The 23,045-nt window shown below is 68.8% G+C and carries 22 protein-coding genes; 12 read left to right on the top strand and 10 right to left on the bottom strand.

Annotation, left to right across the window (positions count from 1 at the left end):
• The first annotated feature begins 51 nt into the window (after positions 1-51).
• Positions 52-1,191, top strand: a complete 1,140-nt coding sequence (locus tag H7J86_RS13465) for an acyl-CoA dehydrogenase family protein (protein ID WP_090359114.1) — start codon at positions 52-54, stop codon at positions 1,189-1,191.
• Here the strand turns inward: H7J86_RS13465 and H7J86_RS13470 are convergent.
• Together H7J86_RS13470 and H7J86_RS13475 are read right to left on the bottom strand one after the other, a co-directional pair.
• Positions 1,181-2,368: a sensor histidine kinase gene (locus H7J86_RS13470; RefSeq protein ID WP_235683485.1), complete on the bottom strand. Its 1,188-nt coding sequence runs from the start codon at positions 2,366-2,368 to the stop codon at positions 1,181-1,183. The two genes, H7J86_RS13465 and H7J86_RS13470, sit on opposite strands and share 11 nt — an antisense overlap.
• A gap of 1 nt (position 2,369) precedes the next feature.
• Entirely contained in the window at positions 2,370-3,017 is a 648-nt protein-coding gene (locus tag H7J86_RS13475; protein ID WP_170847301.1) for a response regulator, read from the bottom strand.
• Positions 3,018-3,063: 46 nt separating this feature from the next.
• Between H7J86_RS13475 and H7J86_RS13480 the strand changes: the two genes are divergently transcribed.
• The 4 genes from H7J86_RS13480 to H7J86_RS13495 all read left to right on the top strand — a co-directional run bounded on the left by H7J86_RS13480 (position 3,064) and on the right by H7J86_RS13495 (position 7,300).
• Complete coding sequence (locus H7J86_RS13480; RefSeq protein ID WP_187097703.1) at positions 3,064-3,945, top strand: LysR family transcriptional regulator; 882 nt, start codon at positions 3,064-3,066, stop codon at positions 3,943-3,945.
• 46 nt (positions 3,946-3,991) lie between these two features.
• Entirely contained in the window at positions 3,992-5,206 is a 1,215-nt protein-coding gene (locus H7J86_RS13485) for an MFS transporter (protein WP_267291526.1), read from the top strand.
• 91 nt (positions 5,207-5,297) lie between these two features.
• Positions 5,298-6,512: an acyl-CoA dehydrogenase family protein gene (locus H7J86_RS13490; protein ID WP_267292928.1), complete on the top strand. Its 1,215-nt coding sequence runs from the start codon at positions 5,298-5,300 to the stop codon at positions 6,510-6,512.
• Between the two features lie 5 nt (positions 6,513-6,517).
• On the top strand, positions 6,518-7,300 hold the full coding sequence (locus H7J86_RS13495; RefSeq protein WP_090359124.1) for a tyrosine-protein phosphatase: 783 nt from the start codon (positions 6,518-6,520) through the stop codon (positions 7,298-7,300).
• 2 nt (positions 7,301-7,302) lie between these two features.
• Here H7J86_RS13495 and H7J86_RS13500 read toward each other — a convergent pair whose 3' ends face one another.
• The 3 genes from H7J86_RS13500 to H7J86_RS13510 are packed head-to-tail and all read right to left on the bottom strand — an operon-like array spanning position 7,303 to position 9,620.
• The gene (locus H7J86_RS13500; protein ID WP_267291528.1) at positions 7,303-7,785 is read right to left on the bottom strand and encodes a DUF456 domain-containing protein; all 483 of its coding nucleotides are present in this window, start codon (positions 7,783-7,785) and stop codon (positions 7,303-7,305) included.
• Positions 7,786-7,794: 9 nt separating this feature from the next.
• Entirely contained in the window at positions 7,795-8,760 is a 966-nt protein-coding gene (locus H7J86_RS13505; RefSeq protein ID WP_267291529.1) for an NADPH:quinone oxidoreductase family protein, read from the bottom strand.
• Positions 8,757-9,620, bottom strand: coding sequence for an SDR family oxidoreductase (locus H7J86_RS13510; protein WP_090359130.1), 864 nt, complete (start codon positions 9,618-9,620; stop codon positions 8,757-8,759). Before H7J86_RS13510 ends, H7J86_RS13505 begins: the two co-directional genes overlap by 4 nt.
• Before the next feature lie 213 nt (positions 9,621-9,833).
• Here H7J86_RS13510 and H7J86_RS13515 point away from each other — a divergent pair, with 213 nt between their 5' ends.
• Complete coding sequence (locus H7J86_RS13515) at positions 9,834-10,010, top strand: hypothetical protein (RefSeq protein WP_090359132.1); 177 nt, start codon at positions 9,834-9,836, stop codon at positions 10,008-10,010.
• Positions 10,011-10,060: 50 nt separating this feature from the next.
• Here H7J86_RS13515 and H7J86_RS13520 read toward each other — a convergent pair whose 3' ends face one another.
• The 3 genes from H7J86_RS13520 to H7J86_RS13530 all read right to left on the bottom strand — a co-directional run bounded on the left by H7J86_RS13520 (position 10,061) and on the right by H7J86_RS13530 (position 13,178).
• The gene (locus H7J86_RS13520) at positions 10,061-11,470 is read right to left on the bottom strand and encodes an aldehyde dehydrogenase family protein (RefSeq protein WP_235632911.1); all 1,410 of its coding nucleotides are present in this window, start codon (positions 11,468-11,470) and stop codon (positions 10,061-10,063) included.
• A gap of 77 nt (positions 11,471-11,547) precedes the next feature.
• Positions 11,548-12,489: a class I SAM-dependent methyltransferase gene (locus H7J86_RS13525; protein ID WP_267291531.1), complete on the bottom strand. Its 942-nt coding sequence runs from the start codon at positions 12,487-12,489 to the stop codon at positions 11,548-11,550.
• 53 nt (positions 12,490-12,542) lie between these two features.
• Positions 12,543-13,178: a TetR/AcrR family transcriptional regulator gene (locus tag H7J86_RS13530; RefSeq protein WP_090359138.1), complete on the bottom strand. Its 636-nt coding sequence runs from the start codon at positions 13,176-13,178 to the stop codon at positions 12,543-12,545.
• Between the two features lie 158 nt (positions 13,179-13,336).
• Here H7J86_RS13530 and H7J86_RS13535 point away from each other — a divergent pair, with 158 nt between their 5' ends.
• Positions 13,337-13,903, top strand: a complete 567-nt coding sequence (locus H7J86_RS13535) for a TetR/AcrR family transcriptional regulator (protein ID WP_090359140.1) — start codon at positions 13,337-13,339, stop codon at positions 13,901-13,903.
• Between the two features lie 19 nt (positions 13,904-13,922).
• Positions 13,923-16,112, top strand: a complete 2,190-nt coding sequence (locus H7J86_RS13540) for an FUSC family protein (RefSeq protein WP_267291533.1) — start codon at positions 13,923-13,925, stop codon at positions 16,110-16,112.
• Here the strand turns inward: H7J86_RS13540 and H7J86_RS13545 are convergent.
• On the bottom strand, positions 16,057-17,022 hold the full coding sequence (locus H7J86_RS13545) for a pirin family protein (RefSeq protein ID WP_267291535.1): 966 nt from the start codon (positions 17,020-17,022) through the stop codon (positions 16,057-16,059). The genes H7J86_RS13540 and H7J86_RS13545 overlap by 56 nt on opposite strands.
• Before the next feature lie 50 nt (positions 17,023-17,072).
• Positions 17,073-18,818, bottom strand: coding sequence for a phosphoenolpyruvate--protein phosphotransferase (locus H7J86_RS13550; protein WP_267291537.1), 1,746 nt, complete (start codon positions 18,816-18,818; stop codon positions 17,073-17,075).
• Positions 18,819-18,891: 73 nt separating this feature from the next.
• Here H7J86_RS13550 and H7J86_RS13555 point away from each other — a divergent pair, with 73 nt between their 5' ends.
• From H7J86_RS13555 to H7J86_RS13570, 4 genes are read left to right on the top strand one after another with little or no spacing between them, the layout of a single operon-like run.
• A complete protein-coding gene (locus H7J86_RS13555; protein ID WP_090359147.1) occupies positions 18,892-19,671 on the top strand; it encodes a DeoR/GlpR family DNA-binding transcription regulator in 780 nt (259 codons plus the stop codon).
• On the top strand, positions 19,668-20,639 hold the full coding sequence (locus H7J86_RS13560) for a 1-phosphofructokinase family hexose kinase (protein ID WP_267291539.1): 972 nt from the start codon (positions 19,668-19,670) through the stop codon (positions 20,637-20,639). Before H7J86_RS13555 ends, H7J86_RS13560 begins: the two co-directional genes overlap by 4 nt.
• Positions 20,640-20,667: 28 nt before the next feature.
• Positions 20,668-22,677 carry a PTS fructose transporter subunit IIABC gene (locus H7J86_RS13565; RefSeq protein ID WP_267291541.1) on the top strand — a complete coding sequence of 670 codons (2,010 nt, stop codon included), beginning with the start codon at positions 20,668-20,670 and terminating at the stop codon, positions 22,675-22,677.
• Positions 22,678-22,721: 44 nt separating this feature from the next.
• Positions 22,722-22,979 carry an HPr family phosphocarrier protein gene (locus H7J86_RS13570; RefSeq protein ID WP_090359152.1) on the top strand — a complete coding sequence of 86 codons (258 nt, stop codon included), beginning with the start codon at positions 22,722-22,724 and terminating at the stop codon, positions 22,977-22,979.
• Positions 22,980-23,045: the final 66 nt, after the last annotated feature.

Genomic DNA, 23,045 nt, shown 5'->3' on the forward strand with positions numbered 1-23,045 from the left:
TAATGATACTGTTGGCTCGACTTCAGTACTGTTTTGGAAAGGCGACCTCCCGTGGCTGTCGACCGCCTGCTGCCCACCGCAGAAGCACACGAGCTCATCGCGCTGACCCGCGATATCGCCGATCGCGTGCTCGACCCCATCGTCGACGCCCACGAGAAGGCCGAGACCTACCCCGAGGGCGTGTTCGCCCAGTTGGGCGCCGCCGGGCTGCTGAGCCTGCCGCAACCGGAGGAGTGGGGCGGTGGCGGCCAACCGTACGAGGTGTATCTGCAGGTGCTCGAGGAGATCGCCGCGCGCTGGGCGGCGATCGGGGTGGCGGTGAGCGTGCACAGCCTGTCCTCGCACGCACTGCTGATGTTCGGCAGCGACGACCAGAAGCAGCGGTGGCTGCCCGACATGCTCTCCGGAGCGCAGATCGGCGCCTACAGCCTGTCCGAACCGCAGGCCGGCTCCGATGCCGCGGCCTTGCGGTGTGCGGCCGTCCGCGATGGCGATCACTACGTGCTCAACGGTTCGAAGGCGTGGATCACCCACGGCGGCAAGGCCGATTTCTACACCTTGTTCGCGCGGACCGGCGAGGGTTCCCGCGGGATCTCGTGCTTCCTGGTGCCGGGCGACACCGAAGGCCTGAGCTTCGGCCAACCCGAGGAGAAGATGGGTCTGCACGCGGTGCCGACCACCTCCGCGTACTACGACAACGCGCGCATCGAGGCCGACCGGTTGATCGGCACCGAAGGACAGGGCCTGCCGATCGCGTTCTCGGCACTGGATTCCGGTCGCCTCGGCATCGCCGCAGTGGCCGTGGGTATCGCCCAGGCCGCCCTCGACGAAGCGCTGCGCTACGCCAACGAGCGAACGACGTTCGGGCGCAAGATCATCGACCATCAGGGACTGGGCTTCCTGCTTGCCGCGATGGCCGCCGAGGTGGTCAGCGCGCGGGCCACCTATCTGGATGCGGCGCGGCGACGCGATCAGGGTCTGCCGTACTCGACACAAGCCAGCGTGGCCAAGCTGATCGCCACCGACGCCGCGATGAAGGTGACCACCGACGCCGTGCAGGTGTTCGGCGGGGTCGGCTACACCCGCGACTTCCGTCCGGAGCGGTATATGCGCGAGGCCAAGATCACCCAGATCTTCGAGGGCACCAACCAGATTCAGCGGCTGGTGATCGCCCGCGGGCTCACCGCCTGACGGAGGCCGGTTCCGGCGGGGAGGTCACCGTGACCGTCGTCCCGCGTCCCGGCGCCGAGTCCACGTCCATGTCCCCACCCATCGCATCGACCCGAACGAGCAGCGATCCCAGGCCGATATGGCCGGCGGCCACCCGGTCGGCGACCAGGGATGGATCGAATCCGACGCCGTCGTCGGCAACCGTGAGCACCACCCGGTCGCCGACACGCGCCAGCCTGATCGTCACCACCGTGGCGTGCGCGTGCTTGCCGGCATTGGCCAGCAGTTCCCGCGCGGCCCGGTAGATCAGCGGCTCCGATTCCGGCTTGCCGACCTCCTCCAGGTCGGCGATCACCTCGCCTTGCCCGCGAGATTCGAACTGCCGCGCCAACTCCCGAACCCCGGCCGTCAAACCGAGCTGCGCGAGCACCTGCGGGTGTAGTTCGGTGACGACGGAGCGCAACAGGGCCGCAGTCTGTTGCAGCGCCGAGTGCACCGCATCCAGCGCGGGATCGGGCAGCCGTTCCCGGATCTCGTCGAGCTCCATCCGGGCGGCCAGCAGGTTCTGCAACGGACCGTCGTGCAGGTTCTCGGCCACCTCGCGGTGACGCCGTTCGTCGGCAGCCATCGCTTCCGACACCAGTTGCCGGCGCACCTCCAGCAGTGCCTTGACCCGGGCCGAACGACGCGACAGCACAAGGCACAACGCCGTGGTCGCGACCGCCAGCCACATCAGGAAGCCGAAGTGGGTGTACACCATATTGGGCAGGCCGATGCGGTCGTCGCGCTTGGAGTAGACGATCCACACCGACAAATACGCTGCGGCCGTGAGGGTTCCGATGATGCCGGTCAGCCACGGCCGGTCTTGGAACGCCACCGAGATGGGCAGCAGGAAGAACACCGGCAGCAGCGCCGCGGTGGCACCTCCGGACACCAGGCACAGCACCACGATGACGAGGACGTCGACTCCTGTGGACGCCCAGTCCGCCCAGCGCGGCAACGGACCCCGCAACGCCACCAGCACCCACGCCACGGCGGCGATCGCGTACGTGCCCAGCACCACCGCATAGAGACCGGGCAGCCAGTGGTCGACCTCCCAGATCCACACCAGCACCGCGATCAGCGCGATCAGCGGTAACCGCAGCACCGCGGAGACCCGGACCGGTTCGGCCGCGAAGAAGTCGACGATGCGCACCACGTCAGTCGAGCAGCTTGCGCCGCATCGCCTCCGCCACCGCGGCGGCCCGGTCGCCGACGCCGAGCTTTTCGTAAAGCCGCTGCACATGGGTCTTGACCGTGGACGGCGCCAGATACAGCTCCTTGGCCATCGCCGGGATGCTCAACCCACTGGCGATCATGCCCAGCACCTCCCGCTCGCGGGCGGACAGCGTCGGCGCATCCGGCTCGTGACGGCGCCGGATCTCACCGGCGAGCGACGCGGCCAGCGCAGGGGCGATCACATCGCGTCCCCGCGCGCAGTCCAGCACGGCGCTGACCAACTCGCCGCGGGTCGACTCCTTGGACAGGAAGCCGGCCGCGCCGTCCTGCAACGCCTTGTAAACGATGGCCGATTCGTCATGGGCTGAGATCAGCAGCACCCGGGTGGGCAACTGGTCGCGGGTCACCGCGGCCGCCACCTCGGAGCCGTCCATTCCCGGCATCCGGTAATCCAGCAGCGCCACCGCGGGTTTGTGGGTGCGGATGGCCTCCAGTGCGGCCACCCCGTCATCGGCCTCCGCGACCACCTCGATGGATCCGCTGGCCACCAGTGCCCGGACCACTCCGTCGCGAAACATCGGGTGGTCATCACCGACCACCACCCGCACCTTCTGTGCCGAGTCCTGCATGCGAGTCAGCTTGTCACAGCTTGCGCCGACCGGGAGAGTCATCGGTATGGATTCCGACGAGCTGCAGTGGTTCGTCGTGCTCGCCGAAACCGAACACGTCACCGACGCGGCGGCCGAGCTCGGCATCAGCCAGCCGACGCTGTCGCGAGCGCTGGCCCGGCTGGAGGCTCAGGTCGGTGCACCGTTGTTCGACCGGGTCAACCGCAGACTGGCGCTCAACGCCTACGGCCGGATCCTGCTCGAGCATGCGCGCCGCAGCATCGCCGAAATGCGTTCGGCCACCGAACGTATCGCGGCACTGCGCGATCCGGAGACCGGCCTGGTGCGGCTGGCGTTCCTGCATTCGCAAGCCGGCGGGTTCGTTCCGGAACTGTTGCGGCGGTTCCGGGCCGAGGCACCCCGGGTGCGATTCGAGCTGTTCCAGGGGGCCGCCCACGAGATCGTCGAGCGGCTCACGGCCGGGCAGGCCGATCTCGCGATCACCTCGCCGCGGCCGCCGGGCTTCCCGTGGCGCGGCCTCTACGTGGAGCGGCTGTGTCTGGCGGTACCTCGCGAGCACCCCTTCGCCCGACGGACCCGCATCCGGCTCGCCGACGCCGGCGCCGAACCATTCGTCGGGCTGGCACCGGGATTCGGGCTGCGCCAGCTGACCGATGAGCTGTGCGAGGAAGCCGGGATCGACCCGCCGGTGGTCTTCGAGGCCATGGAGATCCCGACGATGGAAGGGCTTGTGGCGGCGGGATTCGGGGTGGCGGTCGTCCCGGTACCCAGACCGCAGCGCGCCGAACCCGGTGCGGCCTATGTTCCGCTCACCGAGGCGTCAGCCAAACGGCAGATCGGGCTGACCTGGAACGGCTCCCGGGAGGTGCCGCCCGCCGCGGCGCGGCTGATCGATTTCGTCATACAGAATCGTCATGAACTTGCCTAAATTCATGCATTGGACACATTGTTTGAGGAGTCCTAGCGTCGTCTGAGTGACTTCTACGACCACCACTGTGACCTGGCGGGGACATGCACGTGGGTCGGCCGAGTACCGCAGGCTGCTGGCCGCGTTGTTCTGTGCGGGCGTCGCCACCTTCGCGCAGCTGTATTCGCCGCAGGCCGTGCTGCCGCTGATCGCCGCCGATCTGGGCACCGGTGCCGCACACGCCGCGCTGACCGTCTCGGCCGCCACCGTCGGCCTGGCGCTCGGCGTGATCCCGTGGTCGGTGCTTGCCGACCGGATCGGCCGGGTCCAGGCGATGACGATGTCCGTCGCTGCGGCAACGGTTCTCGGGCTGTTGGTACCGTTCGCGCCGACCGCCGGTCTGCTGCTCGGCGGCCGGCTGCTCGAAGGACTGATGCTGGGCGGTGTCCCCGCCGTCGCCATCGCCTACCTGACCGAGGAGATCGCATCCGGTCACGCCGCCCGCGCGGCGGGCACCTACGTGGCGGGGACGACGATCGGGGGCCTGGCCGGCCGGCTGGTCACCGGGCCGGTCGCGCAGTACGCCGGCTGGCGGGCCGGCGTGCTCACGGTGGCGGTGCTATGCGCTTTGGCGGCAACGGCATTCGTCAAACTTGCGCCACGTGCACGCGGCTTCGCCCCGTCGCGCAGCCGCGATCTGGGCCACAAACTGCTGGCCAATCTGCGCTCACCCCGGCAGCTGGTGTTGTTCGGCCAGGGTTTCCTGCTGATGGGCGGGTTCGTCGCCATGTACAACTTCCTGGGTTTCCGACTGATGGCGGCGCCGTTCCACCTGCCGCAGACGTTGGTCAGCCTGATGTTCCTGGCCTATCTGGCCGGGACCTGGGCTTCGGCCCGAGCCGGCGCCGAAGCAGGCCGGCACGGCCGCCGCGCGGTACTGCTCGCCTCCACCGCGACGATGATCGTCGGCACCGCGATCACGCTCAGCGACAACATCTTTGCCGTACTGGCCGGGCTGGTGCTGGCCACGGCCGGGTTCTTCGGCGCTCACTCGATCGCCTCGGGCTGGGTGGGGACCGCCGCCGCCGACGGCAAAGCGCAGGCCTCCTCGCTGTACAACCTCTGCTACTACGCCGGCTCCAGCGTGGTCGGCTGGTTCGGCGGGGTGGCCTTCGACACCGCCGGCTGGCCCGCAGTGGCCGGGACCGTCATCGGGCTGGCCGCCGTGTCCGGCCTGCTCGCCGCCGCGACGCTCAGAACGGCGGAACATCCTCGCCGGTGAACTCCGCACCGAAGGTGGCGGGCGGGGTGCACCCATGCCTCCTTCCACTTGTCTAACCAAGTGGCATATCGTGACGGTCATGGACTTCGCGATGTCTGCCAAGGCGGCTGATTACCACAAGCGGCTCTCCGACTTCATGGTCGAGAACGTGTTCCCGGCCGAGGCGTCGTATCACGCCTATCGCGACCAGATGGGCCCCAAGGACCACACGGTGCCGCCGGTGGTCGAGGAACTCAAGGTCAAGGCCAAGACGGCCGGGCTGTGGAACCTGTTCCTGCCCGCCGAGTCAGGATTGACCAACCTGGAGTACTCCCCGCTGGCCGAGCTGAGCGGCTGGAGCATGGAGATCGCCCCCGAGGTGCTCAACTGCGCCGCCCCGGACACCGGGAACATGGAGACCCTGCACCTGTTCGCCAACGAGGCGCAGCGCGCGCAGTGGCTCGAACCCCTGCTCAACGGTGAGATCCGCTCGGCGTTCGCGATGACCGAGCCCGCGGTGGCCTCCAGCGATGCCCGCAATATCGAGACCACCATGCTGCGCGACGGCTCGGACTACGTCATCAACGGCCGCAAGTGGTGGATCACCGGGGCGGCCGATCCGCGCTGCAAGCTGCTCATCGTCATGGGCCGCACCAACCCCGACGCCGCCAGCCACGCGCAGCAGTCGATGATCCTGGTGCCCATTGATACGGCTGGGGTCACCGTCCTTCGGTCGTTGCCGGTGTTCGGCTGGCAGGACCAGCACGGGCACTGCGAGATCGTGTTCGACAACGTGCGGGTGCCGGTGGAGAACCTGCTGCACGAGGAAGGCAGCGGGTTCGCGATCGCCCAGGCCCGGCTGGGGCCGGGCCGGATCCACCACTGCATGCGCGCCCTGGGTGCGGCCGAGCGGGCGTTGGCGTTGATGATCGACCGGGTGCAGACCCGCATCGCCTTCGGTAAGCCGCTGGCCGAACAGGGTGTGGTGCGCGAGCAGATCGCCAAGTCCCGCAATGAGATCGATCAAGCCAGGCTGCTGTGTGAGAAGGCCGCCTGGACGATCGACCAGCAGGGCAACAAGGCCGCGCACGTGCTGGTCTCCCAGATCAAGTCGGTGGCCCCGCAGGTCGCGTGCAATGTGCTCGACCGCGCCATCCAGGTACACGGCGGCGCCGGCGTGTCCGACGACTTCCCGTTGGCCCGCCTGTACGCCTGGCACCGTGCCATGCGGCTGTTCGACGGGCCCGACGAGGTGCACATCCGCACCATCGCCCGCGCCGAACTCGGCCGGGAGAAATCGGCGTTTGCGGCGGCTGTGACAAAGTAGTCAGCGTGGAACTGTCGGGTGCCTGGAACTTCCGTGACGTCGCCGAGCAGACCGGGATCCGTCCCGGCCTGCTGTACCGCTCCAGTGAATTGAGCCGGCTCGACGACAGCGGTCGCGCCACTCTGTCCGCGCTCGGCATCGCCGATATCGTCGATCTGCGCTCGCACCGCGAGGTCCAGCGCCGCGGCGGGGGCCTGCTGCCCGCCGGCGTGGCCGTGCATCTGCTGCCGTTCCACTTCGACGACGACAGCGAGCAGGACGCACCGCACGAATCGACCTTTCAGCGGGTGATGTCCGAGTCGCCCGCAGACGAGGACGTCGCCGAGTCGGCCAAGCGCTACATGGCCGAGGTCTACGAGGAGTTCCCCGCCCTACCCGGTGCCCAGACCGCGGTGCGGCAGGTCATCGCGATGCTGGCCGACAACAAGCCCGTGCTGGCGCACTGCTTCGCGGGCAAGGACCGCACCGGATTCACCGTGGCGACCGTGCTGGAGGCCGTCGGCATCGACCGCGAGGCCATCCTGGCCGACTTCCTGCGTAGCAATGACGCGATCCCGCCGTTGCGCGAGCAGATCCTGGAATCGGTGCGCGCCCGATCGGACTCCGCCGAGGTGATCACCTTCGCCGAGGCCCGGCTGACCGACGAGGTGCTCGGGGTGCGCGAGGAGTACCTGGACGCGGCGTGGCGGGTGCGCGACGAGAAGTACGGCTCACTCGGCGGTTTCCTGGACGTCGCAGAAGTGACTCCCGACCAACTCGACCGATTGCGCGCCGCCCTGCATCAGTGAAATCACCAGACAAGCACCGCGACGGCCCAGGTGATGGTGGCCAGCAGCGCCCCGGTGAACTCCACCCCGACCGACAGCGCCACACCTTTGACGGCGTGCACGGTGGACGCCCAGGCCCGGCACTGATCCCGGCGTTTGGCCAACTCGGCCAGGTACACCCCGAGGACGAAACCGAGAACCAGGCCCAGTACGGGCACCACGAAGAACCCGATGACACCGAGCACCCCGCCGGCCACCAGGCTCCAGGTGCCGACCTCGGCGGCCCGCATCCGGCGCACCGGCCACGTGTACTTGATCACCTCGGCCACGACGAAGCACGCCGCCGCGACACCGAGGGTCACCCAGCCCACCGCGGTCTGCTCGACCAGCGCCCACACCAGGATCGCGGCGAAGACCAGCAGCCCGCCGGGCAGGATCGGTATCACGATGCCGGCCAGGCCGATGGCGATGACCACGGCCACCAGGACGACGCCGAGGGTGCTCACCGCTTCAGGCTACGGAACGAGGACGAGCTTGCCCCGGATCTTGCCGTCGGCCAGCGCCTGCAGACCCGCCGCGCCGTCGGCCAGCGGGTAGCTCACCGGTGCGGGCGGGCGCAGGCCCGCCGCCACCAGTTGCGCCAGACCGGCACCCACCTCGGCCTGCGCACCCGGGGACTGCCGGACGAACTCGCCCCACCCGACGCCGACCACGCTGGCATTGCGCAGCAGCAGCCGGTTCACCTTGACCGTCGGAATACCTTGTCCGGCAGCAAATCCGATGACCAACAGCCGGCCCTCGGGAGCCAGCACCCGGATGGCGTCATCGAACGCATCCCCGCCGACCGGGTCCACCACCACATCCGCACCGCGGCCGCCGGTGGCCTCCAGCACCGCCTGGCGCCAGCCGTCGGTCAACGGCAGGGCCACGTCGGCACCCACGCCGGCCACGAAGTCCAGGGCGTCGGGCCGGTGCACCAGCGCCACCACCCGTGCCCCCATCGCCTTGGCGATCTGGATACTCGCCACGCCGATACCGCCGGCCGAACCGAGGACCAACACCGTCTCCCCGGCCCGCAATGCCGCGCGGCGCGCCAGGGCGAAGTACATCGTGTAGTAGTTGCCCAGCAGAGCCGCCGCCGACGCATCGTCGATGCCCTCGGGAGTCGGCACCACACTCGATGGCGCCACCGCCACCTGCTCCGCGTAGCCACCCAGCATGGTGAATGCCGAAACACGCTGCCCAGCAGAAAATCCCGATTCCGCGGGGGCCGAACGCACGGTTCCGGCCACCTCCATCCCCGGGGTGAACGGGGGTTCCAACCGCAGCTGGTATTCACCGCGCAACAGCAGCAGATCCGGGAAGCAGACGCCGGCCGCGCCGACGTCGATCACCACCGCATCCGGGGATACGGGGTCGTCGACATCGGTGTAGGCGAGCCCCTCGGTACCGGTCAGGGATTGTGCGACAAGGGCTTTCATCCGAGCTTGAAGCTGGCGGCCTGGGCAGCGGACAGATCGGTGATCTCGCCCCACTTGGCGGCGATGTCGTCCACCGACGGCACCTCGGTGAAGGTGACGCCGTCGTTCTGGAACAGTGCGGTGCGCTGCACCTTGCCGCCACCGACGATGAACACCGAATCGGTGTCGGGCAGTTCCTCGGTCATCAGGTAGGCCACCACCGGCGCCACGTACTCCGGGGTGAGCTTCTCGAAGACCTCGGGCGGCAGGATGTCCTGGGTCATCCGGGTGGCCGCGATCGGCGCGACGGCGTTGGTCTTGATGTTGTACTTCGCACCCTCCTGCGCCAGCGTGTTGATCAGACCGACCAGGCCGAGCTTGGCGGCACCGTAGTTGGCCTGTCCGAAGTTGCCGAACAGGCCGCTGGTGGAGGTGGCCACGACCACCCGGCCGAAGCTCTGCTCGCGGAAATGCGGCCACGCGGCGCGGATCACGTTGTAACCGCCGTACAGATGCACCTTCAGCACGGCGTCCCACTGCTCGAAGGTCATCTTGTGGAAGGTGCCGTCACGCAGGATGCCGGCGTTGCTCACCACACCGTCGACCTTGCCGAACTCGTCGATGGCGGTCTTGATGATGTTCTCCGCACCCGCGGACTCGGCGACGCTGTCGTAGTTGGCCACGGCACGGCCACCGGCGGCCTTGATCTCCTCGACGACCTGGTCGGCCATGTTGTGTCCGGCACCGGACCCGTCACGGGCACCGCCGAGGTCGTTGACGACGACACTGGCCCCTTCACGGGCCAGCGTCAGGGCGTATTCACGGCCCAGTCCACCACCGGCACCGGTGACGACAACGACGCGATCCTGCACTCCGGGCATGGGATTCCTCTCCACGGTTTTCTGTCCGGTTGTCGGACGACAACCTTCTGTATACGGAAGTCGGTTCTGCGGCGGTAGACCGGGTCCGCCGACGACTTGTTCCTGCCAACCGCCGATCAATCACCGCCATCGGGATTACCTCGCTGACCTGTGCGTTTCAACCATCAGAGGGCGCGAAAAGCACCTAAGACGGCAGAAGAGAGAAGCACGATCATGAAGAACGTCAAGAACATCAGCATCACCGCGATCATCGCCGGCGGACTGACCGCCGCCGTCCTGGGCCTGGCGGCCCCGGCCTCGGCCGATATCAGCCACCACGACTGGATCTACGACATCCAGCCGCACGCATCGGCGCCGCAGGTGGACAACACGGTTCATCAGAGCCACTGACGTACCGACGAAACCGGGGGCATCCGAACGGATGCCCCCTTTTTCGTGCGTCAGAAGATCTTGCGCGCCAGTTTCCATGCCTTCTCGGTGTAGGGCGGATAGATCATCTTGGCCAGGTCCGGCCGGGTCGGCTTGGTCAGCACCGACTTCCGGTGGCTGAACTCCTCGAATCCGAAACGCCCGTGATAGGCGCCGATACCCGACGGCCCGACACCGCCGAACGGCAGCCGCGTGGTGGCGAAGTGGAAGATCAGGTGGTTGACCACCATGCCGCCGGCCGGCACCTCCCGGATCACCCGCTCCCGGGTGTCCTTCGACCCGGTGAACAGATAGGCCGCCAGCGGCTTCGGCCGGGCGTTGACGAAATCGATTGCCTCAGACAGGTTTTGCACGGTGATGATGGGTAGGATGGGGCCGAAGATCTCGTCGGTCATCAGCGGTTCGTCGAGCGCGGGGTCGAGCACGACGGTCGCGTCGATCTCGAGGGCCTCGGCATCGGATCCGCCGCCGATCACCACCTCACCGGTCGTGACGGCGACCGCCCCGGCCAAGCGATCGAAGTGGCGCCGGTTCACGATCCGCTTGCCGCCGGCAGCGTCGGCCTCGAACGTCGTGACGGCCTGTTTGATCCGGTCGACGAGCTCGTCGCGGATGCTGGCGTCGGCCAGCAGGTAATCGGGAGCGATGCAGATCTGGCCGGAGTTGATGAGCTTGGTCCACGCGATGCGCTTGGCGGCCACCTCGATATCGGCGTCGGCGGCGACGATCACCGGGCTCTTGCCACCGAGTTCCAGCGTCACCGGCGTCAGATGCGCGGCGGCACTCTGGTAGACCTTGCGCCCGATCTCGGTACCACCGGTGAAGCACAGCTTGTCGAAGCCCTGGTCGATGAGTTCCTGGCTGACCGCACCGTCGCCCTCGACGACCACGACCGCGCGCGGATCCAGATAGCGCGGCACCAGTTCGGCCATCAGTGCCGACGAGGCCGGCGCCAACTCGGACGGTTTGAGCACTACGGCGTTGCCCGCGGCGATCGCGCCCACCGCCGGCCCGAGGGTCAGCGCGAACGGAAAGTTCCAGGCACCGATGACCAGCACCGTGCCGAACGGCTCGTATTCGATCCAGCCGCGGCCCGGCAACTGCGAGATCTCCAGGCGCCGATACTTGCGGCGGGCCCACTTGGCAACGTGCTTGGCGGCGTCACCGGCCTCGGCGGCCACGCTGGCGACATCGGCGAGCCACGCCTCGAACGGCTTGCGGCCGAGGTCCTCGTCGAGGGCGGCGGCGATCGCCAACTCGTTGTCGACCACGAGTCTCTGCAGGGCCAGCAGCTGCTGCTTGCGCCACCGCAGGTCGCGGGTGCGGCCGGTGGCGAAGGCAGCGCGGACATCGGCGACGATCGCCGGGATATCGGGAGCCGCCACCGGGGTGGTCGCCGGCGTCGCATCGGTCGTGGTCACGGGCGCGTCCTTCCGCATGAGATGCCCCGAATACTAACCACTTGGTTGGGCGGCCAGAAGACCCCGCCGTGCGGCGTTTACCGGCGGACCGCGGTGACGAAGTAGGAGAACGCGTCATCGCCGGGGGTGTCGGGGCCACTGGGCAGCGCCCAGCGGCCCAGCCGGCGCATCTCGTCGGCCGAGGTGACCGCCGTGCTGTCCCAGCCGTGCTCGGCCAGCCAGACGGCGACATCCGCTCGGTCCGGGTCGTTGTACATCAGCTCACCCACATCGATGCTCTCGCCCATCCCGAACTTCTCCCGGATGGCCTCGAACCGGGCTCGCATCTGTTCCCGACGCTCCTGGGCCTGACGGGGCGCGGTCTCGACGGCGATCCGGCTGCCCGGCGCACTCAGCTCGGTGATCTGGCCGAACAGCCGGTCCTGCGCGTCAGCGGGCAGATACATCAACAGCCCCTCGGCCAGCCACGCGGTCGGCGCGGCGACGTCGAATCCCGCGTCGGTGAGCGCGCCGGGCCAGTCGTGCCGAAGGTCGACCGGCACCTGATGCAGCGTCGCGGACGGCCGGACGCCGTGTTCGGCCAGCACCGCGGCCTTGTATTCGAGCACCTTGGGCTGGTCGATCTCGAAGACGGTGGTGCCTGCCGGCCAGTCCAGCCGATAGGCCCGCGCGTCCAGCCCGGAGGCCAGGATCACGACCTGCCGGACGCCCGCGTCGACGGCGGCGGCGAAGAACTCGTCGAAGAACTTCGTCCGCACCGCCTGATAGCTGCCCATATGGGTGAAGATCGCCGCGGCCTCGGCATCGATCTCGGCCGCCTTGGCGACGAACTCCTTGTCCAGCATGAAGTTCCACACCCCGGCCTCGGTGCCGCCGACCAGAATCTTGGCGTACGGATCACTGATCAGGGGGTCATCCCGGTCGGTTTCGGCCGCGCGGGCGGCGGCCACCATGACGGCAGTGGTTCCGACGCTGGTGGCGATGTCCCAGGTGTCGTCGTCGGTGCGCAGAGAACTCATTCCGCCATGCTACCGAACAACTTAGATTAGCTATACGCTAGCGCGGGTGCCAGTTACGTCGGCAGCGACCAGAGCTTGTTAGCCAGCAGCAGTTCGAACTTCTCGATAACACGTTCCAGATCTGCATGCGAGCCGACGTACCCGGCGTAGAAGCCCATCCCCCACATGACCGCGACAAGGAGCTCGACAAGCGTCTCCACGTCGGTGTCGGTGGTTAGCTCCCCACTGCCCATCGCCTCCCGGACCGCCCACGAAATGAACTCCCGCGAACTGGCCAGCGAGTCGTGGGTCTCGTGGGCGAGCTCAGGATGACGCTGCGCCTCCAGCACCGAGGTGACCAGGAAGGCGGCCACCGAGCGATCCTTGGTATCGGTCTGCATGACCACCGAGAAGAATGCCGACAGCCTGGCCAGTAACGTCGACTGAGCCTTGGCGCGCTCGAACCCGGCGCCCACCACCATGGCATTGGTCTGCTCGATCACCTCGCGATAGAGCACCCGCTTGCTCTCGAAGTAGTGATTGATGGCGGGCCTGGTGAGGTCCGAGCGGATGGCGATCGCCTGAAAGGTCGCGGCGTCGTAGCCGAGTTCGCTGAACACCTCCCGCGCAGCCTGCAGGATACGCTCTCGGGTGTCGGCTGCTTTGGCTGCAGGCGGGCGACCCGGTCCTCTGCTGGCTATGTGCGGCACAGTCAAATTGTGCCACAGATTACCCACTTCACTACCGCGATCTTCGCCTCGGCGTTATCTACAGCTCGCGCCCAGCAAACGTTGGTTATCGTTGCTCCGGCGCCGGACCGGCGCAGCCCGGCAATATCCGTGGACAGACCAAACTAAGGTGTCCCACCATGGGGGTTGGCGTGTCGAGGGATTCATATTTCGAAGCCGGTATCGACATCTTGTCCGACCTCGGCTACGGCGGCCTGAAGCTGGCCGAGGTATGCCAGCGACTCGGTGTCACAACGGGCTCGTTCTATCACTACTTCACCAGCTGGTCGTCCTACACCCGGGCGCTCGTCGACAACTGGGTGCAGGTGAAGACCACCCAGATCATCGACGCGGCCCGAGCCGAGTCCGATCCGCGGCGCAGGATCGGCACGCTGGTCGAGGAGGCGCTCGCCCTGCCGCACGGCGCCGAGGCGGCCATCCGGGTGTGGAGTTCCATCGACCCGACGGTGGGTGAGGTGCAGCGCACCGTCGACCAGCAGCGGTTCGACATCATGAAGGAATCGGCGCTGGAGATCCTCACCAGCGACCGGCAGGCGCATGTGTTCGCGATCGCCGCGGTGTATCTGCTGACCGGCTATGAGCAGACCTCGCTGCCCCGCGATTTCGGAGACCTGCGCTGGTTGGCCGACCAACTGCTCGACGGGCTCGACTCCGGGATGTTCGGCACCGTTCCGGACCACCCGTGACCGTCTAACATCGTCGGGCATGCTCACCCCTGCCGGCCTGTGGCTCAGGCTGTGGAGAAGGGTGCATGCTCGCGACCCCGAGTACGACGCGATGCGTCGCGCCGCGCGCGCCGGGCTGATGATGCCGGTGGTCGCCGCCGCCGGGTTCAGCGTCGGTGGCGTGCAGACGCCGCTGTTCGCGATTCTCGGCGCGGTCGCCCTGCTGATCCTCGTCGACTTCCCCGGAAACCGGCCCGCCCGGGCCCTGGCCTACGCCGGGTTGGGAGTCAACGGGGCCATCCTGGTCACCCTGGGCACCGTGGTGGCGCCCGTGCCGTGGTTGGCCGTGGCGGTGATGTTCGTGGTGGCGGCGGCGGTGATGTTCGCCGGCGTGCTCAGTGAGATCGTGGCCGCCGGCCAGCGCTCCACCTTGCTCACCTTCGTTCCCGCCCTGTGCCTGCCGCCGGGCCCGATTCCGGATCGCCTGCTCGGCTGGTTGATCGCCCTCGCCCTGTGCGTGCCCGCCGCGCTCTTCCTGTTCCCTCCGCGCCACCACAACGAACTTCGGCTCTACGCCGCCCGGGTCTGCGCGACGCTCGCCGACACGCTGGACCGGGTCGAACCGAGCGCCGAGGACCTCGACGCCGTTCACGAGGCGATGGACAAGCTGCGCACCACTTTTCTCGGTGCCGATTTCCGCCCGGTCGGACTGACCGCGGGCAGCCGGGCTCTCGTGCGGGTGATCGACGACCTGCAGTGGCTGTCCGACCTCGTGACGCGATCCCCCGGCACCGCGCTTGCCGAGCTGCGGGACCCGATCGTGGCGGTGCTGCGTGAGTCCGCCGCCGTGCTGGAGACCGGCGGCCCGCAACGCGACGCACATCGCAGCGCGCTGGCCCACGCCCTGGCCGTGCAGCGACTCATCGCGCAGAGCCGGTACCGCGAGGACATCTGCGAGATCCTCGACGCACCCGATGACGCCGCGGCGCTGGGAATCGGACGAATACTGTTGACCCGCAGAACGATATCGGCGTGCGTCTCCGCGACGGGGCGGGTGATCGGACTGGCCGCCGACGCCGACGCCCGCCCGGTGTGGGCGCGAGTGCTGGGCCTGCGACTGCCGGATTCCGGCGCGGCCGCACGGGTGCTGTCCGAATCCGAGGCCATCGCCAGCATCCCGTCGGGGTTGGTCGCGACGCGGGCCGTGGTGGTGCGCAACAGTCTTCGCACCGGATTGGGGCTGGCCCTGGCCGTCGGGGTGACGCATCTTTTCCCCCTGCAGAACGGGCTGTGGGTGGTACTGGGCGCCATGTCGGTGTTGCGCAGCAGCGCCCTGACCACCGGGACCCGCGTCGTACGCGCGGTCGCCGGGACGGTGATCGGGTTCGGGCTCGGCGCGGCCTTCATCGCGCTGCTGGGCGTGGACCCGGTGGTGATGTGGCTGGCGCTGCCGCTGGTCGCATTCGGGTCGGCGTTCGTCCCGGAGGTGGCGTCGTTCATCGCCGGGCAGGCCGCGTTCACCATGATGGTGGTGATCATCTTCAACCTGATCCACCCGATCGGCTGGCGGGTGGGCCTGATCCGGGTCGAGGACGTGGCGATCGGCGCCCTTGTCGGCGTGGTGGTGTCGCTGCTGTTGTGGCCGCGGGGTGCGGCCGCGGCGGTGACCCGGTCACTGGATGCCGCCCGCGCCGCCGGCACGGCCTATATGAAGGCCGCGGTGCTACGGGTGACGCGGGGCGCCTCGGAAGAGGCCGACGACCGCATCACCGCACTCGGCCACGATGCGCTGTCCGCCGCCCGGACCCTGGATGACACTGTGCGCCACTATCTTTCGGAGAGCGGGGGCCCGACCGACCTGCGCGCTCCGGTGATCAGGTCGGCCAACCGAGTCACCCGGCTGAGGGCCGCGGCCGAGCTGATCGCCGATGTCGTCCCACCACCCCTGGCGGTCTACCCCCAGGTCCGTGACGCCCTCGAATCTCATTGCCACGCAGTATGCGAACGATTTCGCGGTGTCGAGTCGGTGCACTTCGGTCCGCCGATCAGCGACGACTTCGTGCGGGCCCTGCGCGCCGGCGCCGGTGCGGGCGAACTGGCGATCGCGGCCGCGCTGCCGCTGGTCACCGTCGCCGCCCACCTCGGCGAACTGGAACTGCTCTACCCGGAGCCGGTCAGCGATGGGGCCGGAGCGCATTCGGCGGCACCGTCCCGAACCGGCCCGCGTTGAAGTCCTCCAGCGCTTCGATCACCTCGGACTTGGAATTCATCACGAACGGCCCGTAGTGGAAGACCGGCTCGCGAATCGGCTGGCCGCCCAACAGCAGCACCTCCATCGCCGGGCGGTGGGAGTCCTGGGAGCCATCCGCGGCCAACGCGATCCGGTCGCCCGGCCCGAGCACGGCCAACTGACCCTGCTGGATCGGGTGACTCACCGGTCTCACCGAGCCGCGCCCGGACAACACGTACACCAGGGCATTGAACCGCCTGTCCCACGGCATATCCAGCCGCGCGCCCGGGGCAATCGTGGCGTGCGCCAACGTGATCGGGGTGTGAGTACCGCCCGGCCCGGTGTGGCCGTCCACCTCACCGGCGATGACGCGCACGAGCGCCCCGCCGTCGGCCGAGGAGAGCAATTGCACCTCGCGCCCCTCGATGGCCTGGTACCTGGGCGTGGCGAACTTGTCGGCACGGGGCAGGTTCACCCACAACTGGATGCCGTGAAACACGCCGCCGCTCTCGACGAGTTCGGCCGGCGGCGTCTCGATGTGCAGGATCCCGGCCCCGGCGGTCATCCATTGAGTGGCACCGTCGGTGATCAATCCACCGCCACCGTGCGAATCCTGATGGGCGAAGCGGCCGTCGATCATGTAGGTGACGGTCTCGAACCCGCGGTGCGGGTGCCAGTCCGTTCCCCTCGGCTCACCGGGCTGGTATTCGATTTCGCCCATCTGATCCATATGGATGAACGGGTCGAGGTCGGCGGCGCTCACCCCGGCGAACGCGCGCACGACGGGGAAGCCCTCCCCCTCGAAACCGCGTGGGCCGGTGGTGATCGAACGCACCGGGCGTTCGGTGTCGGCAGGTTCTGGCCCCGCGATGCGGGGCAGGGTCAGCGTATCGGCTGTGATGGCAGGCATACCACATCTAACCGGACTATGGTCCGATTAATTCCCCGTACATTCGCCGCCTACCCGAGGACGGCGCGTGCGGCGGCTCGGGCGTCCGCGGCGCTGGCGGTACCCAAGACCGCCTCGGCGGCGTCGCGGCACTGCTGCAAGGTGACCTGCGCCAGTTTGGCGCCCACGCCCTGGACAGCGGCCGAGGCCGCCGACAGCGAGGTCACGCCGAAGCCGGTGAGCACACACGCCAGCAACGGATCCGCCGCCGCCTCCCCGCACACACCGACCGGCTTGCCCACCGCGACACCGGCGTTCACCGCCATGGCGACCAGCGCGAGCACCGCGGGCTGCCACGGATCGGTGAGGGTGGCCAGGTCCGCAGACATCCGGTCGGCGGCCATCGTGTACTGCGCAAGATCATTGGTGCCGATCGACAGAAAGTCGACGTGCTCGAGAATCCGGTCGGCCAGCAGCGCCGCGGCCGGCACCTCGATCATCACGCCCGCCATGAGCCCGTGCGAACGGACCTTGGCCGCAAAGCTCTTCGCCTCTTCGGCGGTCGCGATCATCGGCGCCATCACCCAGGGCGCGTTGCCGGACCGCTGCGCCGCGGCGGCAATGCCCGCGAGCTGGCGATCGAGCAGCCCCGGGTTACCCGTCGCGATCCGGATACCTCGCACCCCCAGCGCGGGGTTGGCCTCATCCGGGTGGCCCGCGAACTTGAGCGGTTTGTCGGAGCCGGCGTCGAGGGTGCGGATCACGACCTTGCCACCGGCGAAGGCCTCGAGCACCTCGGCGTAGACGCTCGCCTGTTCTTCGACCGTGGGCTCGGTGTCGGTGTTGAGGAAGCACATCTCGGTGCGGAACAGGCCGACGCCCTCTGCGGGTGTCTGGCGGGCAGCCCGCGCCGCGGCACCGTCCTGGACGTTGGCGAGCACGGCGACGGCGTGACCGTCCGCCGTCGCGCCCGGCCCGGCCCAGCCGGCCGCGGTCGCGGCGGCACGCTGCGCCTCGGCCACTTCCCCACGGGCGGCAGCATCATCCGGCGAGACGGTCACCGTGCCGCGGGTGCCGTCGACGAGCACCTTGGCGCCGACGGGCACGTCATCGAGTCCGTTGACGGCGACGACGCACGGGATACCCAGCTGACGGGCGATGATCGCGGTGTGGCTGGTCGGTCCGCCCAGGGTGGTGGCCAGGGCCACCACCAGCGACGGATCCAGGCCCGCGGTATCGGCGGGCGCGAGGTCTTCGGCGCACAGCACCGAGGGCACATCGGGTTGCGGGACCCCCGGCTCGGGCAGGCCCACGAGTTCGGCGATCACCCGATCCCCGATATCGCGCAGATCGGTGACCCGCTCGGCCATCATCCCCCCGATCTGGGTGAACAGCCCGACGAACTGGTCGACGGCAGCGGCCACCGCACGCACGGCCGGGGCGCCCTCGGCGATGCGCTTCTCCGCGGCACCCAGCCAGGCCCGGTCCTGCGCCAGACCGGCGGTGGTCGCGAGCACTTCGGAGGCGGCACCGGTGGCGCGACCGGCCCGCTCCCGCAGCCGTTCGGCCACGGTCGCGGCCGCGGCGGTGAACCTGGCCGATTCCGCCGGACGCTCGTCCTCGCCCAGCGAATCGGCACCGAGATCGATGACCGGCTTGCGCCCGGGACGGATCACCGGGGCATAGGCCACTCCGGGCACTACCGGGACACCGGTCAGGACGAGGATCCCGGTGTCCGTCACAGATGGGGAACTCATGTGAGCCACGTTACAAGAAATCGTTGACAAGTCAACACAAACAAGCGTAAAACAACACATACCAACATTCCTCACCGGGGTAGCACCGGAAAAACCCACCCGATCCCAGACCTCGAGCACCGAGACCGGAGCCATGTACGCCGAAGAACGTCAGCAAGCGATCGCCTCCCTGGTGATCAGGCAGGGACGCGCGTCCGTGGCCGAACTTGCGCAGGCCTACGACGTCACCACCGAAACCGTCCGGCGCGACCTCGCCGTCCTGGACAAGGCGGGGCTGGTGCGCCGCGTGCACGGTGGCGCGGTTCCGTCGCGAGCCCTGCACCTGGTCGAGCAGGATGTCGACGAACGCGACACCACCCGCTCCGATCAGAAGGACGCGATCGCCGCGGCAGCCGCCGACTTCTTCCCACTGTCCGGTTCCAGCGTGCTGCTGGACGCCGGTACCACCACCAGCCGGATCGCCGCGGCCATGCCCACCGACCGCGACCTCGTGGTGGTGACGAACTCCATCCCGATCGCCGCCCGACTGTCGGCCGTCCCGTCGGTCACGCTGCAACTGCTCGGCGGACGGGTCCGCGGCCTCACCCAGGCGGCGGTGGGCGACGCCACCCTGCAGGCACTCGATCACCTGCGGGTGGACATCGCCTTCATCGGCACCAACGGCATCAGCGTCCGCCACGGCCTGTCCACCCCCGACCCCGACGAGGCCGCCGTCAAACGCGCCATGGTCCGCAGCGCCAATTACGTTGTGGTGGCCTCTGATTCGTCCAAGATCGGCCGCGAGGAGCTGGTCAGCTTCGCACCCCTGTCCAGCGTCGACGCGCTGGTCACCGACACCGAGATCACCGACGCCGACCGCACCGAACTGACCGGTCTCGGCATCGAGATCGTCCTGGCAGGAGCCGCGGCATGATTGTCACCGTCACACCCAATCCGAGCATCGACCGCACGGTCACCCTCGGCACTCCCCTCACCCGGGGGGCGGTACATCGGATCGGATCGGTCACCAACGAGCCGGGCGGCAAGGGCGTCAACGTGGCCCGCGCCCTCGGACTGGCCGGACTGGACACCATCGCCGTGTTACCCGCCGCCGATGCCGATCTCATCCTGGCCGCGCTTCGGGCCGCCGGCGTCCCGTTTCGCAACGTGCCGATCCGCGGCCAGGTGCGGACCAATCTGGCCATCACCGAAAGTGACGGCACCACCACCAAACTCAACGAACCCGGCGCGCCGTTCGAGGCGGCTGCGCTGCAGGAGCTGACACACACCGTGCTGCAGGTCGCCCAAGGTGCCAGCTGGGTGGTGCTGTCGGGCTCGCTTCCCCCGGGCATCCCCGTGCACTGGTACGCCGATATGGTGGCCGCACTGTCGGATTACGACTGCCGCGTCGCCGTGGACACCTCGGACGCACCGCTGGCCGCTCTCGCGGCCGGTTTCGGTACCGCCGCCCCCGATGTGATCAAGCCCAACGCCGAGGAGCTCGCCGGCTTGACCGGATACTCGGCCGCCGAGTTGGAAAGCGCTGCCGCCCAGGGTGATACCGGACCGGTGGTGGCCGCGGCCCGGCAACTGGTCGACCGTGGCGCGGCCGCCGTCCTGGTCACCCTGGGAGCGGCCGGAGCCGTGCTGGTCGACGGCGACGGCAGTTGGCTCGCCACACCGCCACCCATCGTCCCGCGCAGCACGGTCGGCGCCGGGGACTCGTCGCTGGCCGGCTATGTGCGTGCCGCACTGGAAGGTGCGCCCCCCGCGCAGCGGCTGCAGATGGCCGTCGCCTACGGCAGCGCCGCGGCCGCGCTGCCCGGTTCGGCACTGCCCGCGCCCTCGCAGATCAACACAGAAGCCGTTGCGGTGAGGTCACTCTCGCCGTCCGCCGCCTGATCCTGAACCCCGACGAGGAGGTCACGTCATGTCATCCACCGATACCGCACAGCCGGTGATCACCACCGACCTGGTGCTACTCGACACCGATGCCGGCACCAGCAACGAGTCCGTCATCGCCCGCATCGCCGCACTGCTCGCCGCCGCGGGCCGCACCGGCGACGCCGACGGCCTGGTGGCCGCCGCCATGGCCCGCGAGGGTCAGTCGGCCACCGGTCTCCCCGGTGGAATCGCCATCCCGCACTGCCGCTCGGCCTTCGTCGACACGCCGACCATCGGGTTCGCCCGGTTGGCGCCGGCCGTGGACTTCGGCGCCCCCGACGGCCCCTCGGATCTGGTCTTCCTCATCGCCGCACCGGAATCCGGTGGTGCCGACCACCTCAAGTTGCTGTCCAGTCTGGCCCGCGCCCTGGTCCGCAAGGAGTTCGTGGAATCGCTGCGGACGGCCAAGACCGCGGGGGAACTCGTGGCACTCGTGGACGGGGTGGTGAACCCGGCCCCCGCCGGCAGTCCCGCCGCCGCCGTTGCGCCCGTCCCCGGCAAGACCACGTCGATCGTGGCGATCACCGCCTGCCCCACCGGTATTGCGCATACCTACATGGCTGCCGACGCCCTCAAGCTGGCCGCAGAACGGGCCGGTGTCACGTTCACCGTCGAGACCCAGGGCTCCTCCGGCAGCACCCCGCTGCCTGCCGACACCATCGCCGGTGCCGACGCCGTCATCTTCGCCACCGATGTCGGCGTCAAGGACAAACAGCGATTCGCCGGTAAGCCCGTCATCGCCTCGGGCGTCAAGCGAGCCATCAACGAACCCGACACCATGATCTCCGAAGCCATTGCGGCCGCATCCGATCCGCAGGCGGCCCGGGTGTCCGGCTCCGTCGAGGAGGCCGGCGCCTCGTCCGCGGCGAACAGCCTGGGCTGGGGCACCCGGTTGCGTCAGATCCTGCTCACCGGCGTGAGCTACATGATCCCGTTCGTCGCCGCCGGCGGCCTGCTGATCGCGCTGGGCTTCCTGTTCGCCGGCTACGACATCGCGAACGCACCCGAGGGGGCCAAAGGGCTGTCCTTCGGCATGAACTCGCTGGGCGCGCACATCGCGACCGGAAACTCGCTGGTGAACCTGCCCGCCGGTGGGTTCGTCCAGTACCTCGGCGCGGTGTTGTTCACCCTCGGCGGCCTGGCATTCATGTTCCTGGTCCCCGCGCTGGCCGGCTACATCAGCTTCGCCATCGCCGACCGGCCGGGTATCGCACCCGGATTCACCGCCGGCGCGGTCGCGGTCTTCGTCGGTGGTGGTTTCATCGGCGGTATCGTCGGCGGCCTGATCGCCGGGTTCGCGGCACTGTGGATCAGCAAGATCAATGTGCCGCAGGTGTTCCGGGGTCTCATGCCGGTGGTCGTGATCCCGCTGTTCGCCTCGCTGATCGTCGGCCTGCTGATGTTCATGCTGCTCGGCCGCCCGCTGGCCGCGATCACCTCCGGACTGACCAACTGGCTCAACGGACTGACCGGCGCCTCGGTGATCCTGCTCGGGGTGATCCTGGGTCTGATGATGTGCTTCGACCTGGGTGGGCCGGTCAACAAGGCCGCCTACGCGTTCGCCACCGCCGGCCTCAACGTCAGCGATGTCGCATCCCTGCGCATCATGGCCGCGGTGATGGCCGCCGGTATGGTGCCGCCGCTGGCGATGGCGTTGGCCACCCGGCTGCGGCCCGGGCTGTTCAGTGAGCCCGAACGGGAGAACGGCAACGCCGCGTGGTTCCTCGGTGCCGCGTTCATCTCCGAGGGCGCCATCCCGTTCGCCGCCGCCGACCCGCTGCGCGTCATCCCGTCGATGATGGCCGGCGGTGCCGTCACCGGAGCGCTCATCATGGCCTTCGACGTCACGCTCAAAGCGCCGCACGGTGGCATCTTCGTGTTCTTCGCGATCGGCCACCTGATGTGGTTCCTGGTCGCCCTGGCCGCCGGAACCGTGGTCGCCGCCCTCGCGGTGGTGCTCGCCAAACAGTTCACCAAGACACCCGTATCCGCCTGATCCGTCCCACCCATCGCACCACCACCGCCAAGAGGAGAACAGCAATGCCCAGCAAGACCGTCGTCGTCGGATCCGCCATCGGCCTGCACGCCCGGCCGGCCGCCATCATCGCCGAAGCCGTCGTCAACGCCGGCGTCCCCGTCACCCTGGCCGTCGACGGTGGCGAGCCGGTGGACGCCGGTTCCGCGCTGATGATCATGACCCTCGGCGCCGGCAACGGTGCCCAGGTGACCGTGGCTTCCGACGACGCCGCCGCGCTGGCCACCGTCGCCGACCTGGTCGCCCAGGACCTCGACGCCTGAGCGCGCCCGCGCGCCTGACAGAAAGCGCAACTGCCCCCTTCGTCGTCCCCGTAATATTGCTCTGAC

It is taken from the genome of Mycobacterium hackensackense, from assembly GCF_025822555.1.
Lineage (GTDB): Bacteria > Actinomycetota > Actinomycetes > Mycobacteriales > Mycobacteriaceae > Mycobacterium > Mycobacterium fluoranthenivorans.